The following is an 18,628-nucleotide window of genomic DNA, read 5'->3' as shown; positions in this document are numbered from 1 at the left end:
AGTGGCGGTGGGCGGATGGGCCGGTCGGGGGATGCCTGGCCCGCATGCCCGCCACGCCCGTGATTGAGGCGGAGCCGCCCAGGTCGACGGACACCTGATAGGCGACCCTGCCGTCCGCCCAGTCCTGCCTGGCCATCACGGTGGCCCACCGCCACTTCACCCGCGACCACCCCAGCCGCAGGGCTGGCGGATGCGTGCGGGGCCAGGTCCACACAGTCGGCTTCGGCCCATCCTCCGGGCGCCACGGCCGCGCTGGCACCGGCTCCGCCAACCTGTCGTTGACGTATTCGATTTTAGAGTGGCGCCGGATCTTGGCGAGCGGCCGCGGCGGGCGGTTTCCGTCGCCCGTGCGGTGCCGTCCGCGGCGGCCGCCGCGGTGACGGACAGACAGGTTGGCTGTGCTTGTTTCTTCCGGAGTCGTTTGTTGGTGACTTCGGGAGTCGCCCAGGCAGGTAGCAGCTTGATCAACGTCAATGACTTTTGATGTCGCTCGGCACGCTCGCCTGTCGCGGTGCGGGAGATTTGGGTATTTATGTCCTGCCGACGCGAAAGCGCCGGCTTGGATGGCCGTGTGGTGTCGGGCTGACCCCCTCAGCCGTACTGCGTAATGTTGGAGTCCGGACGGATCATGGGGGGCTTGTGAGTCTGAAGAACGCCTACTTGGAGACTGCCGCGCAGGCCGTAGCGTTGCTGGACGCACCGGAAGTGGCCGCCTCGTGGGAGAAACCCAGCGCGTTGGCGCACTGGACTGTCGGCGGTCTGGCCGGCCACCTCGCGTATCAGATTTTCAGCGTGGATCCGGCGCTGGAGGGACCTGGCTCTGAGCAGGAACCCATCTCCGTGCTGGAACACTACGCGCGGGCCGTGTGGATCGACGCGCCGCTCGACGGCGAGATCAACTCTGGAATTCGAGCGAAGGGCGAAGGCATCTCCTCCGAAGGCGTGCGGCCGCTGCGCGAGCGCGTCCATGCCACGCTCGACCAGCAACGAAGCGGCCTTGAGGAGGTGCACGGCGACCGGGTGGTGTTCCTGCCGCAAACAGGGTGGGCGCTGAGCCTGGACGATTTCCTCGTGACGCGGATGGTCGAACTCGCTGTGCATATGGACGACCTGGCGGTCAGCGTGGGCCTCAGCGCGCCGGAGCTTCCTGGCGCCGCCCTCGATCCCGTGGTAACGCTGCTGACCGGGCTTGCCGCCCGGCGCCACGGCCAAGCGGCAGTGCTGCGCGCCCTGACCCGTGCGGAGCGGGCACCAGCTGCGATCAACGTTTTCTGAACGCCGCGTGAGCTCGCATCAGTCCGTTCGGCCTGGGCTTTGGTGTGGGCGAGGCGGTGGGACGCGGTGCCGGTCTGGATGACGGCGCCGTTGAAAGCCAGCCGGTCGACGATGGCCGCGCAGAGCCCGGATCGGTGAACGCCTTAGGGTGGGGTCGGCCCGGTCCCGCCTGGCCGCGGGCGGTGAGCTGGCACAGGCTGCCACGCGGCGAGCATGTGATCACACGCTGCTTTGCGGCTGGTGTCTGCGCTTACAACGGCTGACACAATGAGGGCTCATCGCAGTAGAGGGTGTAGTCGGGGTCTGTCGGTTTTCGAGGTCGCCGGCACGGATTCTCAGGCTCGGCTGCACTCCTGTCCGAGCGCGACGAGACGTGCGCCGCGGAACGAGCTATGCATCCTCGTTGTCATCGCGCAGGGAATGGATCATCCTCTGCAGGATCCGGAACGCGTCTGACTGCTCGGTCTCGGTCAGGCCGGCCAGCATTCTGGCCTCGACGGACCGGACGGCTGCGCTCGCCTTCTCGAGGCTTCGTCGGCCGCGAGGCGTGAGCCGCGTAGGAAGCACCTTCCCGACGGGTGCCTCCGCAGGCCTGGTCACGTAGCCGTCTCGTTCCAGGGCCTGGAGTAGCACGTTCATCGTCTGCCGTGTCACGAACGCGCCCCGCGCGAGCTCGGAGTTCGACAAGCCCGGTCGTTGCGCCAGCAGCTCGAGGCAGGAGTAGTGCGTCACGCTCATCCCGAACGGCCGCAGCACTTCGGTGTTCAAGACCTGGCTCGAGGCCCAGACACCAGCGTTCCGCGACGGGATCGAGATTGTGGCCATGGACGGCTTCACCGGCTTCAAGACCGCCGCAGCTGAAGAAGTCCCCGACGCAGTCGCGGTGATGGACCTGTTTCATGTTGTCGAAGCGATCGCGCAGCACTGCCCGTCGGTCTGGTTCCAGGGCTGCCGTGACCTCGCGGACCTGCTGCGCAGCGACGTAGCAGACGATGTAGTCGTCGCCTTCGTGCAGCGGTACCCCGCCGAGAATCACGTGCGACAAGGGGAAGTCACCGTTGTCGAGGGCCAAGGCGCCATCCATGAAGCATCGGTGCAGCGCGTCCCACGATTTGTCGAGTTCGACCTGACGCTGCGGCGGCTCGCCACTGTTCGGCGCCTCCAAGTCCAGCGAGGACCGGATCATCGACCGCACCGGGCCGCAGCTTGCCCTCAAGCAGCGGCCGCGGCAGGAGAGACAGGCAATCTCGTTCTCGAACGACGAACACGGTGCACACCCCCGGGGGACCAGTCGGCGGGTTCCTCGGTTCTGACGCTGAGTTCGCGGAAGGGCAGGGGAGAGGCGCCGAGGTGGCGCAGGCGGATGTGGACGGGCTGTCGATCTCGCGGAGGTGGACCTGCTCGGCGGTGTGGCCGTGGATCCAGCAGGCGGTGCGCACGAGCTGGTGCCAGGTCTCGGTGTGCAAAAGGACCTTCATGGGGTGGTCGGCCATCCACCGGACGAGGGCGGGGGATTGGGGGCGGCGTGCTCGCTCGGCGGCGTGCCGGCGGGCATCCGCCGCCGCCCGTGCGGCCACCCCCCGAAGGCGATGCGGGGCAACGCCCGTGCCCATGGCTTCCGTGAGGTGGTCGCGCCCGTACGCCCAGCGCCAAGCACCGCGAACCACGCACCCCGATCACCGAGTACGCCCACCGGCTGCGCTCCGACGGGCTGTGCCGGATGACCCGTGGCTGCGAGTCCACGCCGGCACCGGCGCTTCCATCGACTCCATCGCCCCGGCCTCCATGACGGTCGGCGCCTCGCTGGCGGAGTGGCGCCGCTGGACCGGGCTGCCCTTCGACACCGCGGAGGAGGTCGAGGTGCCGGGGCGCGCTGGACCGGGACCAGCGCGCCCCGGAACGCGGGTACGCCGTGCACGTCAAGCCGAACGTCTGGATGCGGCACCCGCTGTGAGCACACGGGGCCGCGGGGGACGGAACCGCACACTTCCCATCGATCACCGACGAATGAAGAAGAGATCCAGGATGTGTGACGGTCGGGCAAAGCGATTTACAAGTTGTGAAGGGACGCCGAACAGCAAATCGGTCAGGTTCGGCAAGGATCAGTCAAGCCCTGCACAAGATCAGCTCTTGGAACGGTCCACGAGTTCTTCACAGAAGGCAAGATCAGAGCGTTTTTCTGTCGCTCTTGAATAACTGGAGTCCTAGCCGTGCCTCAGTGGCCGCTCAGCCGCCGTCTACGCCCCCAGCGCGCCGCGCGGCCCGCACGTCGTGCTCGTAGGGCGCGGCGCTCCATAGCCGTGCTGGTGCTGACCACGCTGGCGCTGATGCTGACTACGGATCAGGCCCTTGCCGAAGGCATGGAACTGGGCCGGATCCAGCTGCCGAGCCTCAGCCTGTCCTCGCTGGCGTCGTGGTTCACCGACCCGAACTGGGGCAAGCTGCCGCACCAGCAGTCCGGCACCGCGGCCGGCCGGCGCCACCATGTGTCGGCCGCCGCGACCGAGGCGCACCGTGGCGCGGGCCACAAGCCGGGCAAGGGTCGCGGCGAGTTGGCCGCCTACCAGGCGCACCGGTCCACGGTGAAGGCGGGCAAGAGCGCCTCGTTCCACGGCTTCGACGCCCGGACGAGCAAGCGGGTGGCTGCCAAATCGACGGCACACTCGACTTACTACCGCAACGCCGACGGCTCGTTCAGCCGAAAGGTTTCGCCGTTCCCGCTGAACTACAAGGACTCCAAGGGCGACTGGCAGCAGATCGACACGGACGTCGCCCGCGGCACCGACGGCCGCTTCGACGAGAAGTCCAACGCCATGGCCGTCGCCTTCGCTCCGAAGGCCTCTGACCAGAAGCTCGCGTCGTTCGGCAAGGACGGCAACAGCATCGCGTTCGGGCTCGACGGCGCCGCATCGGTCGCCGGCACCGCCAAGGGCTCGACGGTCTCCTACCCGAGGGTCCTCCCCGACACCGACCTGCAGCTGACCTCGACGTCCGTCGGCATGCGCCAGGAACTGGTGCTGCACTCGGCGAAGACCGCCAACTCCTGGATCTTCCCCCTCCAACTGAAGGGCCTGACGGCCGAACTCAACAAGTCCGGCGGGGTTGACCTGCGCGACGCCCAGGGCAAGGGCGTGGCGTCGATCCCGGCGGCGTACGCGTTCGACTCGAAGATCAACAAGGTCTCCGGCGAGCGCGCCACCACGCACGCGGTGACCTACGAGCTGATCACCGAGCACGGCAAGCCGGCGCTCCGGATGACCCTCGACAGCGCCTGGCTGCACGCCAAGGCCCGTAAGTTCCCGGTGACGGTGGACCCGGACACCTCGGTGTGGGACTACGTCCACACCACCTACGCGGAGTCGGGCTACTCGCCGGTGGACCGTTCGCAGGAGCAGACCATGAAGGTCGGCTCCTACGACTCCGGTACGCACTCCGCGGTCTCGTTCGTGCAGGACTGGCGGACCAGCTTCGACGGCTCCGGCGTGACCATGGTCTCGGCGAACCTGCACCTGTACGACATCTGGGCGTCGACGTGTACCCCGGAGTCGTTCAACGTCGCGCAGGTGTCGTCGGCGTGGGACCCCACGGACGCCATGACGTACCCCGGCCCCGCGCACGGCGCGTCGATCGGCAGCCTGACGCCCTCGGTGCCCCACGCGTGCGCGAACACCACCAGCAGTGCGACCGGCGGTGACTGGGTGACGGTGCCGCTGGACACGGCGTCCATCCAGAAGTGGGCCAGCGGCACCAGCGCGGACTACGGTCTGGCGATCTACGCCACGACCACGGACAGCCTGCACTGGAAGCAGTTCGCCTCGATGGCCGACCCGGGCGACGAGCCGTACATCGTGTACGACTACACCGGTGACATCGCGCCGATGGTCGAGGCGACCTTCCCGGCGAACAACTCCTCGGTCTCCACGGTCACGCCCGAGCTGCAGGCGTTCGCGGACTTCCAGCAGAACCCTGTCGCGCAGAAGTACGACTTCAAGGTCTACAACTCCGCGGGCACGCTGGTCGTGGACTCCGGCTGGGTGACGACCCCCAACTGGACCGTTCCGGCGGGCAAGCTGACCTGGAACACGACGTACAGCTGGACCGCCCAGGCCTACGACGGCACGAAGTACTCGACCGTGTCCCCGACGTCGGCGCTGACCACCGAGGTGCCGCAGCCGTTCATCACCTCGGAGCTGTCGCAGAACAGCAGCGACCACGGCTACGACGCGACGATCGGCAACTACACGACGTCCGACACGGACGCCTCCATCTCGACCGTCGGCCCCAGCCTCGACGTCGAGCGCGACTACAACTCCCGTGACTTCCGCACCTCGGGTGCCTTCGGTGCCGGCTGGTCCAGCATCTTCGACGCCAAGGTCACCGAGCAGAAGAACGCGAGCGGCACCCTGACCGGCGTCGTGATGACCTACCCGGACGGCTCCGAGGTCGGGTTCGGCAAGAACTCGGACGGTACGTTCTCCGCGCCCTCGGGCCGGTTCGCGATGCTGCGGTCGGTGACCTCGCCGACCGGCTACACGCTGACCGACAAGGACGACACCGTCTACACCTTCACCCAGTCCGTGGGCACGGGTGTCTACGGCATCACATCCGTGAAGGACGCCAACAACCGTTCGGTCGACTTCACCTGGACATCCGGTCACGTCACCAAGATGAAGTCCGCGGTCTCCGGCCGCTCCCTGAACCTCACCTGGTCCACGCCCAGCGGCGCGACGTCCGCACACGTGGCCACCGTGGTCACCGACCCGGTCGACCCGAACAACGTCAACAGCGCCCAGACGTGGACGTACGGCTACACCGGCGACAAGCTGACGCAGGTCTGCTCGCCGCTGTCCACCACCAAGTGCACGGCGTACGGCTACACCAACGGCTCGCAGTTCCGCACCGAGGTGGAGAACGCCGGCGCGTCCTCGCTCTGGCAGCTCAACGAGTCCAGCGGCACCGTCGCGGCCAGCTCGGTGGGTGACAGCGAGGGCACGGACAACGCGACGTACAACAACGTCACCCTGGGCCAGACCGGCCCGCTGGCCGGGTCCACGGCGACGGCGGCCCAGTTCAACGGCTCCTCCTCCTACCTCGAGCTGCCGCCGAGCCTGGCCTCCAGCTCCACCCAGCTGACCCTGTCGATGTGGTTCAAGACCACGACGGCTCCCGGTGTGCTGTTCTCCTACTCCACGCTCCCGATCAGCAGCAGCATGACCCAGGGCCAGTACACCCCGGGCATCTACGTCGGCAGCGACGGCAAGCTGAACGCGGAATTCTGGAACAGCAACGCCGTCCAGCCGATCGTCAGCACCGCCGCCGTCAACGACGGCGCCTGGCACGAGGTGGTCCTCTCGGGCGCCGGCTCCAGCCAGACCCTGTACCTCGACGGTGCCAAGGTCGGCTCGCTGTCCGGCATGATCTCCTACAGCAACGGCTACCACAGCGCGCTGCAGAACCACACGTACATCGGCGCCGGCTTCCTCGGCGGCACCTGGCCGGACGAGCCGCACTACTCGACCACGGACGACACCGGCTACCCGACCTACTTCAACGGCACCATCGCGGACGCCGCGTTCTACCCGAACGCGCTGACCGCCGACCAGGTCGCCCGGATCCACACCGCGGCCACCAAGGCCTCGCCGCTGCTGACGTCCGTCACCCGTCCGTCGGGCAAGGCGTTCGCCGGCATCACCTATGACACCAACGCCGCCCGTGTCACCCAGCTGACCGACGAGAACGGCGGTGTCTGGAAGCTCAACCCGCCGACCATCGCCGGTTCCAGCAACACCTACCGGGGGGCGGTGCTGGGCGGTGCCCCCAACCAGTACTACCGCTTCGGTGAGTCGGCGGGCGCCTCGACGGCACTCGACGAAGTGCGCGGTGGCCAGGGCACGTACAACGCGGTGACGCTCGGCGCGAGCGGTGTGTTCAGCGACCACACCACGGCGTCGTTCAACGGCACCAGCTCCGACGTGGCGCTGCCCAGCGGCACCGTGCCGGGTTCGGGTGCCGAGTCGGTCGACATGTGGTTCAAGACCTCGACAGCCAACGGCGTGCTGTTCGCCTCGTCGAAGGACCCCCTGACCAACGGCACCACACCCACGTCGTACACGCCCATCCTCTACGTGGGCAGCAGCGGCAAGCTGTACGGCGAGTTCTACTTCTCCGGCGGCTCTCCCAAGCCGATCGGGTCCGCGTCCGCGGTGACCGACAACAAGTGGCACCACGTGGCCCTCTCCACGTCCGCCACCAGCCAGTCCCTGTATCTGGACGGCAACCTCGTCGGCACCCAGACCGGCACCGCCGCCATGAGCGGCCAGAACTACACCTACGTCGGCGCGGGCTTCCTCGGTGGCAACTGGCCGGACGAGGCCCACAACAGCTCGACCAACAACACCGGCTACGCCACCTACTTCAAGGGCTCCATCGCCGAGGCGGCGTTTTACCGCTCGCAGCTGTCCTCCGACGACGTGGACGCCCAGTTCGAAGCGGCGCAGAACTCCTCCGGCCTGCTGCCGGTGAAGACGGTGACGGTGACCACGCCGACCAACGCGACGCTCACCTACACCTACGACGTCACGCACGGCAACCGTGCGCTGACCGAGACCGACGCCCTGGGCAACAGGACCAGCTTCGGCTACGACACGGCCGGCTTCGAGCACACCGTGACCGACCCCAACGGCTCGATGACCGTCACGGGTCACGACGTGCGCGGCAACATCGTCTCCTCGACGTCCTGCCAGGACCAGGCTGCGAACAAGTGCAACACCGAGTACTACACGTACTACCCGGACGACACCACGGCCCAGCTGACCACCGCCGACCCGCGCAACGACCAGCTGCTGACCGAGCGTGACGGCCGCTCCTCGTCCGCGACCGACAACACCTACCTGACGTCGTACACGTACGACTCGGCCGGCAACCAGACCGCGATCACCGGTCCAGCCGTCCCCGGCTTCCCGAACGGCCGTACCACGACGACCGTCTACAGCGACGGCACCAGCGCCTACCCGTCCGCCGACGGCGGCGTGGTGCCCGCGGGCCTGCCGGTGAAGACCATCAGCCCCGGTGGCGCGGTCAACCAGGTCTCGTACTTCAAGAACGGCGACGTGGCCTCCACCACCGACGCCATCGGCCTGGTCACCCAGTACACCTACGACGGTCTGGGCCAGGTCACCACCCAGAAGGTCGTCTCCGACACCTACCCGAACGGCCTGACCACGACGTACAAGTACGACGCGGCCGGCCAGGTGACCGAAGAGGACGACCCGCAGCTCACCGACCGCGTCACCGGCGCCACGCACGCCGCCGTGACCAGCACCGTCTACGACGAGGACGGCAACACCACCTCGCAGACCGTGGCCGACGCCAGCGGCGGCGACCGCTCCCGCACCCAGACGTGGACCTACGACCAGTACGACCACGTGGCGACCGAGTCGGACGCCAATGTGGCCTCGGGCACGTCCTACGGCAACACGACGACGTACACCTACGACTCGTCCGGCAACAGGACCAAGGAGGTCACCAGCGCCGGCAACGAGACCCAGTACACGTACGACGCCGAGGGCAACCTGCTCACCCAGGGCCTCATGTACAAGGGCGACCCGGTCAACCCGCAGACGCCGACCCTGCTCGTGGAGTCCTCCCGGGCCTACGACCCGGCCGGGCGCCTGGCGTCCATCACCGACGCGATGGGCAACACCACGTCGTACACCTACACCGACGACGGTCTGACCTCGACGGTGAAGCGGACCAGCGCCGACGGCCAGAGCACCTACGTGCTCGAGTCGGACACCTACGACGCGGCCGGCAACCTGCTCTCGCAGACCACGGACAACGGCGAGGACGTCACCAAGTACACGGTCGACGCCGCCTCCCGGACCACCTCCACCGAGGATGACCCGACCGGTGTCGACCGGGTGACCACCGTGTCGTACACGCCGGACGACCAGGTCGCCACCGAGAACGACCACGACGCCTCGGGCTACGACCGGACCACCACCAATACCTACGACGACATGGGCAACCTGCTCAGCGAGACGCTGTACGGGGACGCGTCGGGTCACCCGGCGGGCTGGTGGAAGCTCGACCAGTCGTCCGGCACGTCCGTCACGGACGCCTCCGGCACGGGCAACACCGGCCAGGCCACGGGTGTCACGTGGAGCGACAGCGCCGCGACCTTCGACGGCACGACCTCCAAGGGGATCGCCACCAACGGTCCGGTCCTGGACACCACCACGTCGTACACGGTCTCGGCGTGGGTGAAGATGAGCTCGCTGCCGACGCACAACGCGGCGGTGGTCGCGCAGACCGGTACCACGAACAGCGCGTTCATGCTGCAGTACAACTACGCGCACACCAACGCGCCGCTGTGGAGCCTCGTCGACACGAGCAAGGACGCGACCAGCCCGACGTTCCCGGCGGCGTACTCCTCCGGCGCGGCGACCAGCAACACCTGGACGCACCTGGTGGGTGTCTACGACTCCACCACCGGCGCGATGAAGCTGTACGTCAACGGCGCCCTGTCCGGCTCGGGCGGCACCAACACCACGCCCTGGGCGGCCACCGGCCCGCTCACGATCGGCCAGGACAAGTACGCCGGCGCCGCCAGCGACCCGCTGCCCGGTTCCGTCTCGAACGTGCAGGTCTACCAGCGGGCGCTGTCGTCCTCCGAGGTGTCCTCGCTGTACGGCAAGGGCCGCACCGGCGGCACGGTCGGCTCCTCCGACGCGCAGACCACCAAGTACACCTACGACAAGAGGGGCCTGCCGACGTCCATGACGGACGCCGAGCAGCACACCACCAACTACTCCTACGACGAGGCGGGCAACCTCGCGGTCACCACCGCGCCCGCCGTCCAAGCGGAGCCGGACGGCACCACGGCCTCCACCGTGCGCCCGGTCACCACCAGCGGCTTCAACACCTTCGGTGAGGCCGTCGAGGAGCAGGACCCCAACGGCCTGGTCACCACCACGGCGTACGACGCCGAGGGCAACAAGGTCTCCGAGACCCTGCCGCCGTACACCCCGGCGGGCGGCTCGACGGCCAACGCGGGTACCACCGTGTACACGTACGACAGCGAGGGCAACCAGACCTCCGTCACCACGCCCGGCGGCAAGACCACGTCCTACCTGTACGACCAGATGGGCAACCTCGCCCAGACGACCGCACCGGACGGGACGAAGACGCACGCGACGTACGACGCGGACGGCGACCGGCTGTCCGCGACGGATCCGACCGGCGCGCAGACCCAGGCCACATACGACTTCCTGGGCCGGCAGCTCACCCAGACGACGCTGGAGCGCTACCCGTCCACGAAGACGCTGACGTCCACGAACTCCTACGCGGTCACGTCCGGCAACCCCTACGGCGCGCACCTGGCCTCGACGACATCACCGGGTGGTGTGACCACGTCGTACGGCTACAACCGGGCCGGTGACATCACCTCGGTCACGGACGGTGCGGGCAACACCACCCGCTTCACGTACGACTTCATGGGCAACCGTCAGAAGACGATCCTCGCCGACGGCACGTACACCGAGACGGACTTCGACGCCTCCGCCGACCCGGTGGTGACGAAGCAGTACGACGCCAGTGGCACGAAGCTCTGGGAGACCGACCAGCAGTACGACGGTGTCGGCAACCTGACCGCCTCCACCGACGCCAACGGCCACACCAGCCACTTCACCTACGACGCGGCCGGTACCGTCACGCAGGAGACCCAGCCGGTCGACGCCTCCACGTCGATCACCACGACGTTCGGCTACGACGCCGCGGGCAACCGCACGCGCTTCACCGACGGCCGTGGCAACTCCTGGCGGTACACGTACACGCCGTGGGGCCAGCGGGAGAAGGTGATCGAGCCGACCACCGCCAAGTACACCTCGGCGGCCGACTCGACGACGACCTTCGCCTACGACGCGGACGGCCAGCTCACCAACGTGACGCTGCCGGGTGGCGTGACGACGTCGATGACGTACGACTCGCTGGGCCAGCTGAAGTCGATGTCCGGCCAGGGCGCCGACGCGGCCTCCGCGACACGGCACTTCACCTACGACGCCGACGGCCGGGTGCTGTCCGCGGACACCGACGAGGCGGGCATCGCCGGAGCGGTGGACCACCAGGCGGCCACCCACGACGCGTTCACCTACGACGACCGCAGCGATGTGCTGACGGCGTCGGGCTCGGGCGGCTCGTCCAGCTTCGCCTACAACAACGACGCCCAGATGACGTCCCGCACGGACGCGGCGGGCACGACGACGTACGGCTATGACACGGCCGGCCGCCTGTCGTCCCTGAACGACGCCACGACGGGCACGCAACTGACGTACGGCTACGACAACCTGAACCAGCTGAAGACGATCAAGTACGGATCGACGGGGCAGACCCGCACCTTCGGCTACAACAGCGCGCACGAGCTGACCAGCGACACCCTCGTGCAGGGCGCAACGACCCTGGCGAGCTTCAGCTACGGCTACGACAACAACGGCAACCTGACGTCGAAGACGACAACGGGCGTGTCGGGTGCGTCGTCGAACACCTACACCTACGACTGGGCCAACCGCCTGACGTCGTGGAACAACGGCACGACGACCACGCAGTACGCGTACGACGCCTCGGGCAACCGCATCCGCAACGGCTCGAACGTCTACACGTACGACGCGCGGGACGAGCTGACCTCGGACGGCGTGCACAGCTACGACTACTCGGCGCGCGGCACGATGACGCAGGAGTCGTCGGCCTCCGGCACGGTGGCGTACAAGACGGACGCCTTCGGCGGCCAGGTCGTCGCCGGTGAGCAGTCGTACACGCTGGACGCGCTCGGCCGGAACGTCTCAGACCGTGACACGGGCACCGGCTCCACCCGGACCTTCGCCTACTCCGGCGCGGACAACACGATCGCCTCGGACGGTGACGACACCTACAGCTACGACCCGGCGGGCGGCATCGTCGGCATCAAGCCGGTGGGCGGCAGCGGTGTCCTGGCCCTGACGGACCAGCACAACGACGTGGTCGGCACCTTCACCTCGGGTGCCACCTCGCTGGCCGGCTCGGTGTCGTACGACCCGCTCGGCAAGGTGGTCTCGCCGACCAACACGATCACGGGCCACCTGGGCTTCCAGTCCGGCTGGACGGAGCCCGGCACGGGTGACGTGGGTACGGCGTCACGCTGGTACGACCCGGGTACGGGCCAGTTCCTGAACAAGGACAGCGTCTCGCTGGACCCGGTGCCGAACTCGGTGGCGGCGAACCCGTTCGCCTACGTCGACGACAACCCGCTGGCGGGTACGGACGACTCGGGTCACTGCTCCTGGTACGACGTGGTGTGCGGGGCCAAGAAGGTCGCCCACCATGTGGCGCACGCCGTCAAGCACGCGGTCCACAAGGCCTACCACGCGATCAAGCACGTGGCCCGCAAGGTGGTCCACGCGGTCAAGCACGCGGCGCACAAGATCGCGCACCGGGTGCGGGACGTGTACCGCGCCACCGTGCGAGTGGTCCGGCGCGTGTACCACTACGCGGCCAGGCACGTCAGACGCATCTATCACCGCGTGGTCCATGCGGTTCACTCCGCGTACCACAAGATCTCGCATGCGGTGCACCGTGTGGTGCACGCGGTGAAGAAGGCGGCGAAGAAGATCGTCCACGCCGTGAAGAAGGCCGCGCACGCGGTCGCCCACGCGGCCAGGACGGCCTACCACGCCACCGTCAAGGCCGTGAAGTCGGCGGCGAAGTTCGTCAAGCACCACGCCGCGGCGATCACCTCCTTCGTGGTCTCCACTGCGGTCTTCGCCGGTTGTGAGGCGATCACCGGCGGCGTCGGCTCCATCGGCTGCGCGGCCGCCGCGGGTGCGGCGGGCTCGCTGGTCGAGCAGGGCTTCAAGTGCGCGGAGAACGGCGGCGGCGACTGCAGCGTCGGGGCGTTCGCGGGCTCGGCGGTCACGGGCGCCGTGGCCGGCGCGGCCGGCGGCATCCTCGGCAAGATCGGCGGTTCCCTGCTGGCCAAGGCGGCCCCGAAGGCGATGAAGGTCGTGGGCGGGCTGTTCGGCAAGGGTGTGACCGACGCAGGGGAATCCGCGGCAGCGGACGCCACGGACGGAGCGGCATCCGCTGCGGAAGCGGAGGAGGCCGGGACTTCGGCTCAGTCGCATTCCGACGATGCAGGTCCGAGCTGCCGGATCGGCGGTCCGCACAGCTTCACCGGGACGACCCGGGTACTGATGGCCGACGGCACGACCAAGGCGATCGACCAGATCAAGGTCGGCGACACCATCGCCAACTCGGTTCCGGGTGCTGCGGGCACGGAAGCGCACAAGGTCACCGATGTGATCGTGACGCACACCGACCACGACTTCGTGGACGTGACGATCAAGCGGTCCGCGAAGGCCGGTGCCAAGGCGGCGGCCAAGTCCGTGGCCAAGAAGGCGGCCCGCAAGGCGGCGTTCGGCCTGGCGGCATCGGCTGCGATCCTGGGTGCCCTGTCGGCCGGCCACGGCCACGGTGATGCGCACCAGTCGGCTACGGCGCCGGTGGCGGCGGTCAGCGAGGCCGGGTCGGGTTCGCGCGACGCGCACCTGACGACCACCTTCCACCACCCCTTCTACGACGAGACCCAGTCGGCCTTCGTCGAGGCCAAGGACCTGAAGTCAGGCGACGTCCTCCAGACGCCGACCGGCACGGCCGAGGTCACCGGTGTCCGCCTGTACCACGCGAACACCACGACCTATGACCTCACGATCGGCACCCTCCACACGTACTATGTGGAGGCAGGCAGCACCCCGGTCCTCGTGCACAACTGTGGAACCGAGGAGGAGCCGGCTGCAGGGTCTCGCGCCAGCCTGAGTGAGGCGCACCAGAAGAGCTATGACACCCTGAAGGCGGCCGTGGGCAGGGCGCGGGCGAACATGGACGCCGTCCGCGACAACTTGGGTGCGAACCAGACCGGACGAACTGATGTGAAGTTCTACATTCAGCGTATGTGGGCGGGCTCGGCCCTGGAGAAGGCTGTGGCCCAGGACCCGGAGGTGCTTGCCGACAGCAACATCACCCACCTCGGCACGTCCGAACCCGGCAAGAAGCTTCCGGACTTCCGGATCGGCGACTCGTATAATGTGGACGTGACTGGAGCCAGTAAGACATCCATCGCCGAGCACATGGGGCGGGACTACTATGAGCACCCGGATCAGCTCATGACGTATCCGACGCTCAAGGGTGCGGACATTGCAGAGATCTTTGGTGGAGTCGGCGAATGACCGACGCCATTGAAGGGTCCTCATTTGAGCGTCTGCGCCAGTACGGCAGTGGGCGGGTCTTCAGCGATCTCGATCTGAGGCGCGTCAAGTTCACCAGTTCTGTGCTGGCGCAGCATGACGACCCGTCATTCGGCCTGGTGGTGCGGGACTCGATCCTACAGAACTGCTCTTTCAGCGCGTGCACAATGGCGGGCGTAAGGCTGGAGAACGTCACGGTGGACGGGGCGAAGCTGAGTAAAAGCTCCATCTCCGGGTGCGTATTCCGCAACGTCACACTGCGCGGGAAGATCGGCCAGTTCATCTTCGCCGGTCCTGTCCGGTCGCTCGGGGCAGAGATGTTTGCAGCCTTCTCGGATGGGATGGCCGACTTCTACCGTGACGTCGACTGGGCCCTGGACATCCGGGATGCCGTGTTCGCTGACGCCACGATTCGTGCGGTGCCGGGAGAACTGGTGCGCAGGGATGAGAACAGGCATTTCCTCCTGCGCCGCGCGGATCGGGACACCGTGCTTTCGCTCCCGGACGCGCCGGACCTCGCAAAGGCGTACTTCAGGGATTTCGATCTCACACCTTTCGACTCCATGGTCGCTGTCGCTTCCCAGGGCTCGAAGACGTTTGAGAAGCAACTCGCCGAACTTCAGTGGCTTCGCGAGCGGAGTCTTGCCGGTTAGTTTCCCGCGCCGATTACAGCAGCCCCTGGTTTCCCGGCAATCTGGGTGCGAGGGGCTGCTGACTCTTCCCATAATGGATTTTATGGAAGATCAGGCCGTTTTCCCGTCACCGGGCTCCGGCGGCGGTGCGTTGACGCTGCTGCTCTTGGCGGTGTTGTTCAAGGCGCCGCGCATCCGCGCGGCGTGGCGCCTGCCTCCGTCCCGCTCCGGCCCGCAGCCCGCACGGGCGCCGCGGCCAGCAACGCACGCCAACCCGAGAACATCAGTGGGGCTCTGCCCCGCACCCGGGCCCTCTCTTGGAGGGGGGAGGGGGTCCGGTCATGCGCGGGTGCGTCGTAGCGCGGGAATGAGTGGCTGCCACGGGTGGGTCCCTCCTCGGCCGGGCCCCGGGGGCGTACCAGGAACCTCCAGGGGCCGCCAAGGCCGAGCGCAAGCGTCACGGTGTGAGCCTTGGCGGCCCCTGGAGAACCCTGGTCCGGCGAAGGTGCCCGACCGAGGAGGGGCCCACCCGCTCCGGTCGGTCGTGTGCCGGTAGGCCGGTCGGCAACCCGCACCACAGGCACGTCTGTTGACGGCAACGGTGACGGCAACCGGGACGCACCCCAGCGCACATTTACGGACGCCGACGGACCGTTGATCTCCCCCTCCTGGGCCCCTGTTTCCGAATTGAAGAGATTGTCGATGATGGTCTGCTCCGCATGCCCTTCACCCCCGCTTGAAAATCTCGCCAGGATTCAGCGAACCATTCTTCTTCCACCCCGTAGGAATGTATTTTTTATTGCTGGCCACCCATATCGTCTCGATCCCATTACCTTCTTCGTCGGCGAGTGACTTACTGCGTACCCCACTGCTTCTGCAGGGCGGTCGCTCGCTTCATCAGCTGGTAAGCGCCACATGCTGTCCCACCGGAGCCGCCGTAACTCGGCAGCGTTTTGCTCGTGGACTTGATCGAGCGATGGTGATGTCGTTCTCCTGACGGACGGCTGTCCGTGCGCTGCTGCTATGTGCGTGAGACGTGTGCGCAAGGGCAGCGTTCGCTTCGGTGGTTCGGCCGCTACCTAAACTTGAAAGCATGATGTCGGTCAGCCGTCTGCGATCAGTCCGGTGCCGGCGTGACGTTCGGCGAAGACGGTGGAGCAGTGGGACAACGAACTCCGGGAGAGCCTGGCCGGAGGACTATTACTCGTGAGCGAGGATTCCGCGGGCCGCAGCCACGAGCTCGGCAGGCAGCGCGGGGCCAGCACAGGCGTGATCAATCAACAGGTCCCGGTACGAGTCGTTCGGCAGGTTCGGCGCCAGTTTGATGAGTTCACTCAGGTCGGCAGGCGAGCCGGTCAGTCGTGCCCGGTAGGCGGCTCCGGCCGCGCGAAGGGTGAGCTCTGTCGGCTCGTGCTTGATTCCCTGATCGATCAGTCGGACCGCGGCAGTGAAGTCGCCCTGCTCTGCGCGAATGTCGGCCAGGTCGAGATAGAGCGACCAGTTGTACGGGTCCAGGGCAAGAGCGCGCTCGAACGCCGCCACAGTCTGTTCAACATCACCCAGCTTGCGCCACGTCCCCGCTCGCACAACTTCCGTCAGCATGATCCGCTCGATGGCGTCCGCCTGGTCGCAGAGGGCGAACGACGCATCGGTGAGACCGCATATGCGCAGCAGGATCGCCATCTTGGCCAACGCTTCTGGAACTGGCTGGCGGGCAGAGACCACATCGATGGCATGGAACCAGGGCCGGAACCGTTCCCGCATGTCATCGGTGTCCAGATCATGGCCATAGTCCGTCGTCCGCATTGCGGCATCAGCCAGCGCCTCGGCACTCACCACACCGAGAAACCGTTCATCGCTGAACCAGGGCGCTCTGGCCCATGCAATATCGGGTCGCGCGCCCGTCACCGATCCGATGTCCAGCACCGCGTCGTCCATGTTGCCCTCGAGGAACCCGATGTACGACCGTGCCAGTACCGCCCGCAAAGAAGTGGCGTCTTGGACGACCTCGGCCAGCTCCGACGGCTTGCTCTTCCACAACTCGGCAAGAACCGCATAGGGCTCCGGGGTCTCGGGCGTGGCCGCGATGGCACTCGCCAGATAGCCCACGGCCGCTGCTGGACTGCCCCCGCAGTGAGCCATCACCCGCGCGAGACCTACTCCAGCTGCTAGCGCACGATTCGACACCATCCGAAGATAACCCAAAGCCTGTCCGTGATCCCAGGTAAGGCGATCCTGTGACCGAACCGTTCAGAGGCCTTATCTCCGCTCAGCCGTTGCCCTCCGGCGGCATCACGCTGACGACGTTCGGGCTGATGAAGGCGGCGATGAGTGTGACGCCTTTCTGCGAGGCGGCGCCCGAAGCGAGACGTGGACTGTCCCAGTGACCCTTGCCTCCGAGTCGGTTGGGGAGGAGTCGGCCCAGACGCTTCGCAGCTGCTCTTCCCAGGCGGAGTCCGTCAGGGTGAGGGTGTAGGCGCCGTCGCCCAGGCCGGGCGTGGCCGGTCCGGCGACCATCACCGTCGAATGTGGGCGGTGGGCGACGACTTCTGCGGTATCGCCAGGACACTGACCTGGACTGCAGTCGCCAAGGAAGGTTTGGCCATGGACATCGCTGCGAAGCTGTCCGCGCTGCCCAATGCCAGGCCGCTCCTTGGCGTCTGGGACGCCTGGGAGCGGTCCCCGGCCCCTGAATTCGTGCTGTTGGCAGCACTCAGCTCCGACCGTCGGTATGCGTTCCGGTTGAACACCAAGGATTCGTACGACGCGGAATTGTGTCGTGCCGTCCTGGAATTCGTACGAGAGCGGGAGGGCGAGGTCATCGGGCGGCCTGAGCCGTTGATCACACTGGCTGGTTTTTCATGGCCGGGACGCGAGTTCGACGTGGTCGGCCGGGTCGGGCCGGAGGCGCACCGGCTGTTCTACGAGGAGCTTGACCTTCACGATGTGGTGTTCGGAGTCTTCCCTGGATGCTCCGCCGAGGTCTCGGGTGCCGAGTCGGTCGATCAGGCCGCCGAGCGGTACGGCCGTATGCTCAAGGCGTCGGACATGAACCGCAGTCCCAGTCCGTACGTCCTGGTCCGTTTCGACAATCCGAGGACAGGTGCGGGGACCATCGGGGAACAGCCGGTGTTCATTTCCCCGGATTACCTGGCGCACGAGCTACGGCTGCTGGAAGGCGTCAGAGGTGCCTACCTTGAGCTGTGGAATCACCGGAACCAGCAGTGGCACGTGCGGTGGGACGGGCTCTGGCACGTCACCTGTGGCGCACGGGAACTGCGTCTGTCGGCCGAGGAAGTCGCCACCTGGCGGCCGAGGTGATCCGATAGATGGAGCGGTGACCACTCGCTCGGCGCATCTACCTGCCCCTCGTTCGCGAGGGGCGGGTTGTTTGTGTCACGGCAGAGGGGGCGCGATACTGCGGTGAAAATGCCCGGGAGGACAGTCCTT

8 protein-coding genes and 2 pseudogenes are annotated in these 18,628 nt (G+C 67.2%); 6 read left to right on the top strand and 4 right to left on the bottom strand.

Annotated elements, in window-relative coordinates; all coding sequences use genetic code 11:
- Window positions 1-639 precede the first annotated feature (639 nt).
- A complete protein-coding gene (locus ACIRC0_RS33915; protein WP_403624115.1) occupies window positions 640-1,275 on the top strand; it encodes a maleylpyruvate isomerase N-terminal domain-containing protein in 636 nt (211 codons plus the stop codon).
- A 390-nt stretch (window positions 1,276-1,665) separates the two neighbouring features.
- Here ACIRC0_RS33915 and ACIRC0_RS33910 read toward each other — a convergent pair whose 3' ends face one another.
- Entirely contained in the window at window positions 1,666-2,100 is a 435-nt protein-coding gene (locus tag ACIRC0_RS33910; RefSeq protein ID WP_403624113.1) for a MarR family winged helix-turn-helix transcriptional regulator, read from the bottom strand.
- Here ACIRC0_RS33910 and ACIRC0_RS33905 point away from each other — a divergent pair.
- Window positions 2,021-2,182 (top strand): annotated as a pseudogene (locus tag ACIRC0_RS33905) (transposase); the annotation flags it as partial. The gene ACIRC0_RS33910 and the pseudogene ACIRC0_RS33905 sit on opposite strands and share 80 nt — an antisense overlap.
- A gap of 54 nt (window positions 2,183-2,236) precedes the next feature.
- Here the strand turns inward: ACIRC0_RS33905 and ACIRC0_RS33900 are convergent.
- A pseudogene (locus tag ACIRC0_RS33900) lies at window positions 2,237-2,359 on the bottom strand (hypothetical protein); the annotation flags it as partial.
- The gene (locus ACIRC0_RS33895) at window positions 2,328-2,888 is read right to left on the bottom strand and encodes a DUF3322 domain-containing protein (RefSeq protein WP_403624110.1); all 561 of its coding nucleotides are present in this window, start codon (window positions 2,886-2,888) and stop codon (window positions 2,328-2,330) included. The gene ACIRC0_RS33895 and the pseudogene ACIRC0_RS33900, both read right to left, overlap by 32 nt.
- Before the next feature lie 714 nt (window positions 2,889-3,602).
- Between ACIRC0_RS33895 and ACIRC0_RS33890 the strand changes: the two genes are divergently transcribed.
- Together ACIRC0_RS33890 and ACIRC0_RS33885 are read left to right on the top strand one after the other, a co-directional pair.
- Complete coding sequence (locus ACIRC0_RS33890; RefSeq protein WP_403624107.1) at window positions 3,603-14,528, top strand: LamG-like jellyroll fold domain-containing protein; 10,926 nt, start codon at window positions 3,603-3,605, stop codon at window positions 14,526-14,528.
- Complete coding sequence (locus tag ACIRC0_RS33885) at window positions 14,525-15,199, top strand: pentapeptide repeat-containing protein (protein WP_403624104.1); 675 nt, start codon at window positions 14,525-14,527, stop codon at window positions 15,197-15,199. The genes ACIRC0_RS33890 and ACIRC0_RS33885 overlap by 4 nt, the downstream gene beginning before the upstream one ends.
- A gap of 1,179 nt (window positions 15,200-16,378) precedes the next feature.
- Here the strand turns inward: ACIRC0_RS33885 and ACIRC0_RS33880 are convergent.
- Entirely contained in the window at window positions 16,379-17,320 is a 942-nt protein-coding gene (locus ACIRC0_RS33880; RefSeq protein ID WP_403624101.1) for a tetratricopeptide repeat protein, read from the bottom strand.
- A gap of 95 nt (window positions 17,321-17,415) precedes the next feature.
- Between ACIRC0_RS33880 and ACIRC0_RS33875 the strand changes: the two genes are divergently transcribed.
- Entirely contained in the window at window positions 17,416-17,565 is a 150-nt protein-coding gene (locus tag ACIRC0_RS33875) for a hypothetical protein (RefSeq protein WP_403624098.1), read from the top strand.
- 148 nt (window positions 17,566-17,713) lie between these two features.
- Window positions 17,714-18,499, top strand: coding sequence for a hypothetical protein (locus ACIRC0_RS33870; protein WP_403624096.1), 786 nt, complete (start codon window positions 17,714-17,716; stop codon window positions 18,497-18,499).
- The last annotated feature ends 129 nt before the right edge of the window (window positions 18,500-18,628 follow it).

Origin of the sequence: Streptomyces sp. NPDC093984, from assembly GCF_044764595.1 — a bacterium.
Taxonomy (GTDB): domain Bacteria; phylum Actinomycetota; class Actinomycetes; order Streptomycetales; family Streptomycetaceae; genus Streptomyces; species Streptomyces cynarae.
The sequence above is the reverse complement of the archived record's forward strand: the minus strand, read 5'-3'. Positions and strand labels throughout refer to the sequence as shown.